Annotated in this window: 11 protein-coding genes; all 11 read right to left on the reverse strand. The window is 41.3% G+C overall.

What is annotated here, in order from left to right; all coding sequences use genetic code 11:
• Positions 1 to 28 precede the first annotated feature (28 nt).
• On the reverse strand, positions 29 to 913 hold the full coding sequence (gene lpxC, locus ACFIMX_RS03085) for a UDP-3-O-acyl-N-acetylglucosamine deacetylase (protein ID WP_375640442.1): 885 nt from the start codon (positions 911 to 913) through the stop codon (positions 29 to 31).
• A 214-nt stretch (positions 914 to 1,127) separates the two neighbouring features.
• The gene (ftsZ, locus tag ACFIMX_RS03090; RefSeq protein ID WP_375606973.1) at positions 1,128 to 2,891 is read right to left on the reverse strand and encodes a cell division protein FtsZ; all 1,764 of its coding nucleotides are present in this window, start codon (positions 2,889 to 2,891) and stop codon (positions 1,128 to 1,130) included.
• Positions 2,892 to 2,954: 63 nt separating this feature from the next.
• Positions 2,955 to 4,256, reverse strand: coding sequence for a cell division protein FtsA (gene ftsA / locus ACFIMX_RS03095; RefSeq protein ID WP_375640441.1), 1,302 nt, complete (start codon positions 4,254 to 4,256; stop codon positions 2,955 to 2,957).
• Positions 4,253 to 5,164 carry a cell division protein FtsQ/DivIB gene (locus tag ACFIMX_RS03100; protein WP_375618227.1) on the reverse strand — a complete coding sequence of 304 codons (912 nt, stop codon included), beginning with the start codon at positions 5,162 to 5,164 and terminating at the stop codon, positions 4,253 to 4,255. Before ACFIMX_RS03100 ends, ftsA begins: the two co-directional genes overlap by 4 nt.
• Positions 5,152 to 6,072 (reverse strand): D-alanine--D-alanine ligase, encoded by a 921-nt coding sequence (locus tag ACFIMX_RS03105; protein WP_375618226.1) that lies wholly within the window; start codon positions 6,070 to 6,072, stop codon positions 5,152 to 5,154. The genes ACFIMX_RS03100 and ACFIMX_RS03105 overlap by 13 nt, the downstream gene beginning before the upstream one ends.
• A 237-nt stretch (positions 6,073 to 6,309) precedes the next feature.
• Positions 6,310 to 7,287, reverse strand: a complete 978-nt coding sequence (gene murB, locus ACFIMX_RS03110) for a UDP-N-acetylmuramate dehydrogenase (protein WP_375640468.1) — start codon at positions 7,285 to 7,287, stop codon at positions 6,310 to 6,312.
• The gene (gene murC, locus ACFIMX_RS03115) at positions 7,265 to 8,692 is read right to left on the reverse strand and encodes a UDP-N-acetylmuramate--L-alanine ligase (RefSeq protein ID WP_375640440.1); all 1,428 of its coding nucleotides are present in this window, start codon (positions 8,690 to 8,692) and stop codon (positions 7,265 to 7,267) included. The genes murB and murC overlap by 23 nt, the downstream gene beginning before the upstream one ends.
• Positions 8,676 to 9,812: a UDP-N-acetylglucosamine--N-acetylmuramyl-(pentapeptide) pyrophosphoryl-undecaprenol N-acetylglucosamine transferase gene (locus ACFIMX_RS03120; RefSeq protein ID WP_375694023.1), complete on the reverse strand. Its 1,137-nt coding sequence runs from the start codon at positions 9,810 to 9,812 to the stop codon at positions 8,676 to 8,678. The genes murC and ACFIMX_RS03120 overlap by 17 nt, the downstream gene beginning before the upstream one ends.
• Complete coding sequence (locus ACFIMX_RS03125; RefSeq protein WP_015856642.1) at positions 9,805 to 10,959, reverse strand: FtsW/RodA/SpoVE family cell cycle protein; 1,155 nt, start codon at positions 10,957 to 10,959, stop codon at positions 9,805 to 9,807. The genes ACFIMX_RS03120 and ACFIMX_RS03125 overlap by 8 nt, the downstream gene beginning before the upstream one ends.
• Before the next feature lie 142 nt (positions 10,960 to 11,101).
• Positions 11,102 to 12,496, reverse strand: a complete 1,395-nt coding sequence (murD, locus tag ACFIMX_RS03130; protein WP_375640437.1) for a UDP-N-acetylmuramoyl-L-alanine--D-glutamate ligase — start codon at positions 12,494 to 12,496, stop codon at positions 11,102 to 11,104.
• A 4-nt stretch (positions 12,497 to 12,500) separates the two neighbouring features.
• Positions 12,501 to 13,571: a phospho-N-acetylmuramoyl-pentapeptide-transferase gene (gene mraY, locus ACFIMX_RS03135; RefSeq protein ID WP_375640436.1), complete on the reverse strand. Its 1,071-nt coding sequence runs from the start codon at positions 13,569 to 13,571 to the stop codon at positions 12,501 to 12,503.
• Positions 13,572 to 13,579 lie beyond the last annotated feature (8 nt).

The following is a 13,579-nucleotide window of genomic DNA, read 5'->3' on the forward strand; positions in this document are numbered from 1 at the left end:
AAACAATAAAAAAATCTTGTCAATTTTTTTACTCTTTCTCTAAAAAGCTTTTTTCATAATATGATTCGTCTGCCAAAACAGCCTTCACCAATTGCGCATTAATTCTATGCCCACTACAATAAGAACGAAATAATCCAATAAAAGGTGCCCCAAACAAAGCAGTATCACCAATCGCATCAAGCATTTTGTGCCGAACACATTCATTCTCCCAATAAGGACCATCGGGATTTAAAATTTTATCATTAAGGTCGATAACAAGAGAATTTTCCAAAGAAGCACCTCTCGCCTTTCCAGAAAGCCTTAATTCTTCCACGTCTTTGATAAAACCAAAAGTGCGCGCACGTGACAAATCATCCCTAAACCCTCGTGTGGTAAGATCAAAACTGAAATGTTGCTTACCAATAGCAGAAGAAGGAAAAGAGATCGTTATATCAAAACGACGTCCATCGAATGGCAAAAGCTCTGCAACACCATGAGCTCCTTCAACCCGCAACGGCTTTTTTATAATGAAATAAGAACGCAAGGCATTTTGCTGTACAATACCAACATCTTCAAAAGCTTGGCAATATAGCCACGCTGAACCATCCAAAATAGGAATCTCATTATGTGACACTTCAATAATAAGATTATCCAAATTATAAGCAGCAATTGCTGCCATCAAATGTTCAATTGTTTCAACCCTTACATCTCCATCTCCAAGTACTGTTGATAATTCAGTTTTTCCTGTTTGCGATGCATGGGCTTGAAATATTTTCTCTGTTCCGTCTAATCCACAACGCTTAAAAACAATACCGCACCCAACATCCGCTGGACAAACCTTTACCACTGACAAACAGCCACTATGAACGCCAATCCCCTTAAATGTTACTGCTTTTTTAAGAGTAGACTGATATTTTGGTACTAAACTCATCATATCATTTTATTAAATTGCTTGTACATCTTTTAACAAAATTTATAAAACTATAAAAAATATTCATAGTAAATAATAAAAAAAAACCGCTTATTGTAAGCGGTTTTTTTTAAACAAAGTATTTTATTCAAAAAACAGTAATATATTTTACTGTATAATTTTTGACTGAGCATTAAAGAAATAATAAAATTTCTTACTTTACCTCATTTTTCATCAATTAATTTGCCTGACGACGTAAAAATGCTGGTATTTCCAACTGATCTTCTTCACTTATAAAAGTACGCTGATCTTGTGGTACCTGAGGATGCAGCTCACCAGAACGACGTGGAACATAAACAGAAGCATCTTGAGAAAGCGCCTGAGAGTTTTTATTGTAAACATGAGACTCTTTCTGCTGAGACGATCTAACAGCAGGCTCCAACCTCGCTTCTGGCTCAGCTTCTTCACGATGTGTCAAGCTCTGTTTCAAACGCTGCCAAAGATTACGAGGACCTTGATCAGTCACAAATGTTCTTTGGCTTTGTCCATGAGCAACAGGAGGAAAATCCTTTAACTCAGGCATACGCATTGGAGCGCGCGCTTGCATTTGTTTTGGTTGCACTGGCTTTTCTGTTTGCTTCACAACCCCTGTCATCTCATCAAGAACATGCGCTGTTGCCTCCATACTCACGGGAGCCGCCATCGCCTGTTGAGAACCGCGGCTTACTTGCATACGAGGCACATTTAATTTCTGTTCCTGAACAGCATTTGAGCCATACGCAACAGCACTCGTCGCACTTCGTGTCGTCATTGCTTCTACAGGATGTGCAAAAATTTGACTTTTGGGACGGAACTGTTCTCCGGTTGATTTACCCTTCTCTATTTCAAGTGATTCGATCACTTCTACCATTGACTCAGAACGCAGAGGCGATGATTGAACATGAAAAGAACTGTGTGACGTTCCAGGATCGCTCTTGCGTATTGAAGAAGCAGGCCTTTGAATCTGAGGATGAGAGGACTGAACCACATCACTAACTTCACGATCAATACCGGTGGCAACCACAGAAACACGAATAACACCTTCCAATGACTCATCATCAATAGCGCCAAAGATCACATTCGCATCAGCATCTACTTCTTCACGAATACGATTAGCAGCTTCATCAACCTCAAAGAGAGTCATATCACGACCACCCGTAATAGAAATCAATAAACCACGCGCCCCACGCATAGAGGTATCATCCAACAATGGGTTTGCAATAGCAGCTTCAGCCGCAGCCAAAGCACGCCCATCACCAGATGCCTCACCCGTTCCCATCATGGCTCGACCCATTTCGTGCATCACAGAACGAACATCAGCAAAATCAAGGTTAATCAAACCCTCTTTAATCATCAAATCCGTAATGGAAGCAACACCAGAATAAAGCACTTGGTCAGCCATAGCAAAAGCATCAGCAAACGTTGTCTTATCATTTGCAATACGGAAAAGATTTTGATTGGGAATAACAATCAATGTATCGACAGACTTTTGTAATTCTTCAATACCAGCCTCTGCCGTTTTCATACGACGTGCGCCTTCAAACTGAAACGGCTTTGTCACAACACCAACAGTCAAAATACCTTTTTCACGCGCTGCGCGAGCAACAACGGGAGCAGCTCCTGTTCCAGTCCCCCCCCCCATACCAGCAGTAATGAAAACCATATGAGAGTCTGCAAGATGATCAATAATTTCATCAATACATTCCTCCGCCGCCGCTTGCCCAACTTCCGGTAAAGCACCAGCACCCAAACCTTCTGTCACAGCTGCCCCAAGTTGGATAACACGTTCAGCCTTTGACATAGCCAAAGCCTGTGCATCCGTATTTGCAACAACAAAGTCAACTCCCTGAAGACCAGCATTTATCATATTATTCACGGCATTCCCGCCACCACCTCCAACACCAAAAACGGTAATGCGTGGCTTCAATTCCGCGATATCTGGCCGATGCAGATTAATCGTCATTTTCTTTTCCTTCTCATAAGACACCGCAAGCCAAAGCGATGAAATTTATCCAACTAGACTTAACTAAAAACTCTCACGCAACCACTGACCAACACGCTGAAAATATCCATGCGTGCCCATCGATAAATGATTTCCTGCCGCCTGCATTGTTTTTTCTTCAAACCCCACCAATTGCGGATAAATTAACAACCCAACAGCAGATGTAAACGCCGCCCCTTTTGCAAGAGAAGGAAGCCTCGAAATACCTAAAGGCCGCCCGATACGAACGTTTCTTCCTAATATAGTACGTGCCATTTCTGGCAATCCTGTTAACTGGCTTGCTCCCCCAGTCAAAATAACACGTTTACCAATGATGTGACCAAAACCAGAACGATTTAAACAATCACGGACCATTTCTAAAATTTCTTCAACACGCGCACGAATGATACGCCCAAGAACTGCGCGAGGATATTGAGTTTCACGCTGTTCACTCCCAATTTCTGCTACATTAATCATTTGCCGCTCATCAGCACTTGTTAAAAGTGCTGAACCATAAACAACTTTTAAACGTTCCGCCTCTGTTAAAGACATAGAAAATCCGCGCGCAACATCAAGAGTCACATGATGCCCCCCAACAGCAAGAGCATCCGCATGAATAAATTTCCCCTCAAAAAACACTGAAAATGTTGTTGTTCCACCACCAAAATCAATACATGCAGCCCCTAAATGCGCCTCATCATTCATCAAGACAGCAAGACCACTTGCAAAGGGAGTAGCAACCATTGCTTCAACACTCAAATGTGCACGATTAATACAAGTTTCTAAATTACGCAAAGAGGCTGTTTCTGCTGTTACCACATGCACGTCGACACCAAATGTTTCCCCTGCCATGCCAATAGGATCAAAAATTCCTTTATCTCCATCCAATACATAAGAAACTGGAACTGAGTGCATAACATGACGTTCAGCATCAAAGGCTTTACGCGAAACATCTGAAAAGGCCATACGCATATCACGCTTGGTGACTTCACGACCATTCAAATGGACCTTTCCATTAATCAAAGCACTTTGTAATCGACTTGAGGAAAAATTCACAATCACTGAATCCACCACCAAACCCGCCATTTTTTCTGCCGCATCAACAGCCAATCTTATGGATTGTTCTGCTGCAAACATATCCATGACAACACCAGATTTAATACCACGTGAACGCTGCACTCCAAAGCCTAGAATTTCCGTAGAATGTGTACGACCATGTAAATAGTGCGCATGCTTCAAAGGACGCAAACAAGCAATAAGACAAACAATCTTACTTGAACCGACATCAAGTACCGTTAAAAAACGTGTTTTACGCCCCTTCAAATGATGTGATCTGAGCAGCATCATAGGCTTCCTGCCTTTCGCGCTTTTAAAATACGTTCTTCTTCTGCTACAGTAGTATGATAACGCTCCAACGTTTCATCTGATAAAGAAACAGTAATTCGATCAGCAAGACGTAAATCAACACTGAGAATATCGCGAGATAAAAGATCTTGCATTGTACCGGACGAAAAAAGAGAAGAAAGCCTTTCAAGAGCACCATTTTCAGGCAACATAACGCGCATTCCATTATTCAAAACAAGATCCCAACGTCGATCACCTACCCGCACAAAAGCACGAATACGATCATATACTTCCGGATAAACTGACAGCGCTTGAATAAACACTTTAGCAGCATTTTGTGCACCCTGCCCAACCACAAGAGGTAAATCCCGAACAATTTCCCCTTTAAAAGGCACAATGACACGACCTGTATTATCAACAATATCCATTATGCCATCATGTTGCCAAATGGCATAGGGTTCACGCTCCACAATGGAAATGCGCATTCTATTGGGATAAATTTTCTGAACATTAGCCGATTGCACCCAAGCCTGTTTTTCCAAAAGAGAACGTGCTCTTTCAACATCAAAAGTGAATATAGAAGGCGCAACATCAAGTTTTAAAATTTTAAAAATATCCTGCTTTGCCAAACGCTTATTACCGCTTATATCGACATGAGTGACCACAAAACTACTATCCAATATGATCGTATTTACGATCACAGCCATCTGACCACTTGATGAAAGTCCATAAAAAGCCGTAACAAAGAAAAACCATACAACAGCAAAAGAGCCGAAATGGCGTGGAATATGAATATTGACAAAAACAAACTCAAACATAAACCGGAGAAAACGACGATAAAGACGTGGCAAAGCCGGCACTGAAAGCACCTCCATCGGAACATTTGTTTTATTAACATTCAACGCATACATGATGCGTCCTCCACCATCCATTGAACAATATCGCCGTAAGTACGGCCGCTCGCTTTTGCAATATCAGGAAGAAGAGACGTCGATGTCATACCGGGTTGCGTATTAATTTCAAGCCAAACCAATTCTCCCGTTTTCTCATCAAAACGAAAATCAGAACGGCTAACACCTCGACACCCTATCGCCTGATGGGCTGCTAAAGACATTCTTTGCACACTTTGGTAAATATTTAGTGAAAGTTGTGCAGGACAAATGTGAAGAGAACCACCCGTTTTATATTTCGAGCCATAATCGTAGAATGGAAAGTGTTTATCGGGAAGAATTTCACACACATCCAGCACTTCATTCCCCAAAACAGCACAAGTCAATTCACGACCAGGAATATATTTTTCAATCATCACCTCATCAGCATACCCCCACTCAGCTCCCCCAATACTATGCGGCGGTGCTGCTTCATTTTCCTGGACAATGACAACACCAAAACTTGATCCTTCACACACAGGTTTAATTACATAAGGAGGCTCCATGGGATGCGTTTGTCCCAAAGCAAAGCGGCTCATGATACGAGAAGGAGCAACACAAACCCCAAAATTTTCAACGATAATTTTTGCACGTCCCTTATCCATTGCCAAAGCGGATGCCATCACACCAGAATGGGTATAAGGAATTTTTAAATATTCAAGAATCCCCTGGATCCGGCCATCTTCACCAAATGGACCATGCAATGCATTGAAGGCAATATCGGGCTGCAACTGTTCAAGAACAGAAGCAATATGAGCGTCAACATCCACGCGGCTCACGCGATACCCCTGCATCTCTAGAACATCAGCACACGCCGCCCCCGAAGATAAACTTATAAACCGTTCAGAAGAAAAACCTCCCATTAACACAGCTATATGTTTATCTTTCATAATAAATCACCCTCTTTCGCATACTATATGTAGTCTATATAGAATACATCAGCACCACATACAGGAAAAACAAAGTTTATCCTTGCGAATCAATAACCTAGCATTTTGCATAATGAATCAGACTCAAAAGCCTGATGCAAGAGATTCTTTGTTAATTTATTGATTCTTAATAGATTTTTTTATTATCTCTTTGAAATGACTCAATTTTTTATTTTCACTTTTTTAGTGAACAATAAATCAATGAAATGGATCAAAAGGAGAAACACTTCGACCACGCTCAAATTGACCAATACGCTCTATTTCCCATTGTAAAAGGTGGGCTGAATTTGCAAAAACACGCGCACGCACTGTTTCTCCCAATGCTTCAAGATCATATCCTGTTGCTTGCCCTGTATTAATCATAAAATTACAGTGCATTTCACTCATTTGAGCGCCACCAATCTGTAAACCACGACACCCTGCTTCATCAATCACGCGCCACGCGGATGTATTCTCAGGATTTTTGAAAGTTGACCCCCCTGTTTTTTCGCGAATAGGTTGCACTGTTTCTCTGTGGAGGGCAACTTCATCCATAGCAGCACGAATATCATCTTTATTGCCGAGTCTTCCTTCTAATAAAGCAGCCGTAAAAATAAAATCTTTAGGAATATCACAATGGCGATAGGAATAATGCATATCTTTCACACTCAAGATATGACGTTGCCCTTTACGATCCAGCGCATAGACCTCAACAACACGCGCTGCGGTTTCAACACCATTCGCACCCGCGTTCATTTTGAGAGCTCCTCCAAGACCTCCAGGAATACCATGATAAAAATGAAAACCTGCAATCTCAGCTTCTAAAGCGGCAGCAGCTAAATGTTTATCCGCCGTACCAGCACCAACTAAAAAGCCTTTTGGAGAAACTTGCTTCACTTGCCCAAATTTTTTTGGCGAAAGACGAATCACAACACCAGGAACCCCCCCATCACGCACCAGAAGATTAGAACCGATACCGACAATCGTTACAGGAACACATTCAGGCAAATTTTGAAGAAAGAGAGCCAAATCTTCTTCATCAACAGGCTGATAAAAAAGCTCTGCCAACCCGCCCGTGCGAAACCACGTTACCTTACGCATCTCAACATTAGGTGTAAGCTTTCCTCTCACGCCACCCAACAGTGGTTGCAATTGCGCCAATAGCGCCTCACCATCAATGTGCTGAAAATTTACCATGACCATCCAATACCGCTAATTGATGAGGCAACGCACAAGCCCATTGTGTGATATTGCCAGCACCAAGAAAAACAACATAATCCTCTGCCTGAGCAAATTTTGAGACAAGAGACACAACATCTTCCAGACTATGTATCAAGCGCACATCACGATGACCCGCCATTTTAATATGCTCTACCAATTCTTGAGAACCAAATCCTACAATAGGCTCTTCACCAGCCGCATAAACGGGCGTAATCAACACTGTATCTGCATCATTAAAACAAGCAGAAAAATCATCAAATAAATGATACAAACGTGAATACCGATGAGGTTGTGCAATCGCAATAACACGCCCTTTTGCACTCTCACGTGCTGCACGCAAAACAGCCTTTATTTCAACAGGATGATGTCCATAATCATCAAATATTTCAATACCTCGCCAACTTCCTGTTCGCGTAAAACGCCGTTTTACTCCGCCAAATTCTGCTAAGCCACTTTTTATAGCTTCATTTGAAATGCCAAGTTCATGCGCAATAGCAATCGCCGCCGTTGCATTAGCAACATTATGCTGCCCTGCCATGGGCAAAAGCAAATTTTTCAACTCAATCTTTCTTCCTGTTTTGCGTGAGCGAACAAGAACATCAAAATGCGTTTTTTGACCATCCATCGAAAGATTAAGAAAACGAACATCCGCTTGTGGATTTTCACCATAAGTGATCACCCAACGATCATCAATACGGCCCGCCAATGACTGAACCTCTGGATGATCAAGACACAAAACAGCAAAACCATAAAAAGGAACATTTTCTACGAATTGCCGAAAAGCCTCACGCACAGCATCAAAACTTCCATAATGATCCAAATGCTCAGCGTCAATATTAGTAATAACAGCAATATCAGCAGGCAGCTTTAAAAATGTACCATCACTTTCATCAGCTTCAACAATCATCCAATCGCCATCTCCTGTACGAGAATTCGTACCATAAGCATTAATAATACCGCCATTAATCACCACTGGATCAAAATGACCAGCATCAAGAAGGGCTGCGACCATTGATGTGGTTGTTGTTTTACCATGTGTACCACCCACCGCAATTGCACGCCGAAACCGCATCAGCTCCGCCAGCATTTCTGCACGTCTGACAAGCGGCAAATGTCTTTCCTTTGCAGCAATATACTCAGGATTTGTTTTTTTAACGGCAGTAGAAAAAACAACAACCTCTGCATTCCCTAAGTTTTCAGCACAATGACCTATATGAACGTTAATTCCTTTTTTCCGCAAACGTTCAACATTTGCACTTTCAACTTGATCTGACCCTTGAACTTTATAGCCAAGATTATAAAAAACCTCCGCAATTCCACTCATACCGATCCCCCCGATTCCAATAAAATGGATAACGCCTATATCAAGTGGCATTTTCATTAAAAAGCTCCTCTTTTATATCTGACAACAATCGCCCTGCAATTAAGGACTCAGCCATATCAGCAAGGCAACAGGTTGCATGAGGTTGTCCAACTTTTTTTGCAGCAAGCGCTTGTTTTTCCAATAAATGGGGCGCACAACAAGCGTGCATTAAAAGAGAAAAAAGCTTTTGTGCATTTAAATCTTTTTCTGATACAATTTGCGCACCACCTACACGAGCAAGCAGAGCTGCATTGGCAGCCTGATCATGATCTAAAGCATGGGGATAGGGAACAAGCAAAGCAGGTCTACCAATCACCGCTATCTCACAAACGGACGAAGCCCCAGCGCGCGACAAAATAAAATGAGCATGTGCCATACGTTCAGCCATATCATCAAAGAAAGGAGCAACTTCTGCTTGTATGCCCATATCACGATAGATTTTGATCAACCTTCCTGCTTCACCGCGGACTTGCTGTACAATTCGTAAACGTTTACGGTTCTTATCATCAAATAAAGCAATAGCTTCTGGAACAATATGTGAAAAAGCAGAAGCCCCTTGGCTACCTCCAAAAATCAAAAAATTAAATGGCTTTTCTCCCTCTGAAGAATGATAAGGAATTTTAGCCGCCTTCAACACAGCCTCACGGACAGGATTCCCCGTCAAAAGTATTTTATGAGCATAAGCGCCTTTTGGCGACAACAAACCACCAGCGATTGCACGCACAAAAATTGCCAACACCCGATTGGCACGCCCCATAACAGCATTTTGTTCATGAATAAATGTTACACGCCTCGTTAAGGCCGCAATAAAAAGAGGAGGAAAGCTCGGATACCCCCCAAATCCTCCAACAAGAACAGGACGTAATTTATAAAACAACGCCAACGATTGCCCCATCCCCCTTAGCAAAGACCAAAACGTCTTTATCAGAGCAAAAGGATGGCGTCGTGTAAATGTTGCCGATAAAACGATATGAATATGCCCTTCATCAAAGCACCGAACAAAAGGTCGTGCTCTTTCATCTGTTATTAAATGAACATCATATCCACGCTGCCTTAATTCAACAGAAAGGGCTTCAGCAGGAAAAAGATGTCCACCTGTACCACCAGCCACCAAAACAATAACTTTTTTATCATTCATAAGGGGTATCCAAGACAGAAGAGGAAGAAAAAGCTGAAAGGCGCGCTTCTGGCCAACGACGTGTTAAACTGAGCAAAATTCCCATTGAAAACGCAATCGCCACCATCGAAGAACCACCATAAGAAATAAAAGGCAATGTCATGCCTTTTGGAGGAATTAAGTGAAGATTAACGGCCATATTAATCGCTGATTGAAAGCCAATCATCATTGCTATGCCAGTAATACCAAGACGTATAAAGGAATCACGTGTATTCATGGCTATATACAATGAACGCATAACGATAAAGCCAAAAAGCATCATAATTAATAAACAAAGAATAATACCATATTCTTCAGCAGCAACGGAAAATACAAAATCTGTATGGCTATCAGGAATGATACGTTTTACTGTTCCCTCCCCAGGTCCTTGCCCAAACCAACCACCATTCAAAATAGCCTCACGTCCTACATCCACTTGAAACGTATCCCCTTCACCTGTCAAAAAACCATTAATACGCTCGCGCACATGATGTAGAAAAAGATAAGCTAAAATAATTCCTACAACGCCTAAAATGAGAAAGAGAAAAATAATGGTAAGAGGTACACCAGCAATAAAAAATAGCCCCCCCCATGTTGCACTTATTAAAACTGTTTGTCCAATATCAGGCTGCAAAACCAGAAGCACACAACAAATGGCATAAAGTAGAATCGCTAACGTATAACCCAGAATTCCCCTCCTGCGTATCTGTTCTGAAAAAAGCCAAGCGGACATAACCACAAAAGCTGGCTTCATAAACTCTGAAGCCTGTACAGAAAAACCAAATAGTAGAATCCACCTCCGTGCTCCCTTTAATTCTGGACCCCAAAATAAGGTTGCAACCATAAGAGCAAGCGTTACAATGAGCAAAAGAGCACATAAACGACGAATATTAGAAAGCGAAAAAAAGGAAATGGTAACCATCGTAAAAAATGCTGAAATGCTAAAAATGATATGCCACCGAACAAAATAAAAACTATCAGCAATTCCGATTTTTTTTGCAATAATAGGGCTGGCAGCAAAAGACAGCATAATGCCAATTCCCATTAAAATTAAACAAGCTGCAAAGATAGAGCGATCAATCGTCCACCACCAATTAGCAATTGGATCTCTATCTGCACGCGTCACCATGATATCCACCTTATCCATTTTATAAATATCTCAAAGTGATATGGTTCCCCAGCCTATTTAACAAACACTTTAAAAACTAAATTACACAAAAAAAGATTCTGGAGTCTTAACGCAAAAATATTTTTTTATAACTGATGCTTTTTTATTGTAACTGCATCACAAAAGAGACAAATGCTTCGCCTCGCATTTCATAATTTTTAAATTGATCATAACTTGCACAAGCAGGTGACAAAAGAACCGTCACCTCTTTTGCTTGAAAACCCATTGCGTCAACAGCTGCTTCACGCACTGCATTTTTCAAAGTTAAGCTCATAGAAAAGGGAAAAGCAGATCCAATAGTGCGAGCAAATTCTTCCGCCGCGCTCCCAATCAAATAGGCTTTACGAATTTTAGGAAAAAATTCTCTAAGAGACTCTATCCCTCCCTTTTTTGCCTGTCCCCCAACAATCCAAAAAATATCATTAAAGGTGGAAAGCGCAGGAGCTGTTGCATCTGCATTAGTCGCCTTGCTGTCATTGATAAACAAAACCGCCCCCATTTTACGCACCTGCTGCATACGATGATCCAACCCTTTATAACTTGCTAAATGCTTGTTCATAGAAGGATCGGTTATTTTTAAAGCCTGCAACGTTGCCAATGCCATAAGGGCATTTTGCGCATTATGACTCCCACGTAACACTGCCATAGGAGCAAGATCTGCAAGCATATGGCGCTGTCCTTGACGAACAGAAAAGAGCTTGGTCCCATCTGCATAAAAACCATTTTCAACAAAATGATTCTTGGAAACTGCCTCAATTTGCTTCCCCTCATGAAGTAACTGTTGATATAAAACCCGACAAGCTGCATCATCAACTGAAATGAAAGCCTGAGAAGCCTGAGCAATTAGATGCCTTTTGGTTTGCACATAACAGGTAAAACTTCCATGTCGATCAATATGATCAGGTGTTAAATTCAATAAAAGTCCAATGGTCGGCTGAAGAGAGGGAGTAAGATCAATTTGAAAAGATGAACATTCAATCACATAAATACGTTTTTTTACAAAGGGCTTAAGGGTCAATATTGCCTTTCCGATATTTCCACCCATCTGCACATCATAGCCCATTTTTTCCAACAAATGCGCAAGTAAAGCCGTTGTGGTTGACTTGCCATTCGTCCCCGTAATCGCAATGAAAGGAACATCTTGGTCACAAAAACCATAATGCTGTAAAAAATGCTGGCGCGCACGAACAAATAATTCAATATCACCGATAATTTTTATATTTTTTTTTCGTGCTTTTTCAACAACCCAATGGGGTTGAGGATAATTTAAAGGAACTCCAGGAGCTACAATCAATGCAACAAATTCTGACCAATCTTCATAACGGAGATCTCGTGTTGGAATATTGTGCCGAAAAGCCATTTGCACGCTTGAAGGACTATCATCCCACGCCACCACTTCTGCACCACCGCACATCAATGCTTGTGCCGTTGCTAGTCCAGACTGTCCCAACCCAAACAGAGCAACTTTTTGACCTTTATAACACGTAACAGAAATCACATTCTCACCGCAATTTAAGTGTTGAAAGACCTATGAGAGCGAGAACAATCGAAATAATCCAAAAGCGTATCACGACTTGGCTTTCAGTCCAGCCTTTTTTCTCAAAATGATGATGTATCGGTGCCATAAGAAACACGCGTTTTCTTGTTAATTTGAAATAACTAACCTGAATAACGACCGAAAAAGCTTCCACAACAAAAAGCCCACCAATAAGAACCAAAACAATTTCGTGTTTCGTAGCAACCGCAACAGTCCCTAAGAGCCCTCCAAGAGCCAATGAACCAGTATCTCCCATAAAAATAGCTGCAGGTGGTGCATTAAACCATAAAAAACCAAGCCCTGCCCCAACAACAGCTCCCAATAAAATAGCCAATTCACCTGTTCCCGATACATAATGGATTTGGAGATAATCAGCAAAATTCATATTACCAGAAAGATAAGCAATCAGAGCAAAAGATAAAGCTGCAACCATCACAGGAACAATAGCAAGCCCATCGAGTCCATCCGTTAAATTAACCGCATTACCCGTCGCAACAATGACGAAAGCAGAAAAAGGAATAAAAAACCAGCCCAAATTGATAAGATAATCTTTAAAAAAAGGCAAAGCTAATCCAGATGAACCAATTTTCAAGATGGCAAAAGCCGCAATTGCCGCAACACAAAACTCCAAGCTTAATCGTGCTTTCCCAGAAAATCCTTTGTCTGTTTGTTTTGCGACCTTAAGATAATCATCATAAAATCCAATTCCCCCAAAAGAAAGCATAACCAATAGCGATACCCAAAAGTAAATATTCGATAAATTACCCCATAAAAATGCCGATACCACAATGCCGATTAAAATCATCAATCCACCCATTGTAGGTGTTCCAGCCTTTTTAAAATGTGTTCGAGGACCATCAGCACGAATCGGTTGCCCCTTACCCTGCCGCAATTTAAGAGAAGCAATGATGCTAGGTCCAAACAAAAAGACGATAAGCCCCGAAGTAAGCATAGCCGCTATCGTGCGAAAAGTAATATAACGAAATACATTCACACCTGGAAGCCAATCACTAAACGAAGAAAAAAACAACATCATTGTACAAA

This window comes from Bartonella sp. AD24XZML, assembly GCF_042196485.1.
Classification (GTDB): Bacteria; Pseudomonadota; Alphaproteobacteria; order Rhizobiales; family Rhizobiaceae; genus Bartonella.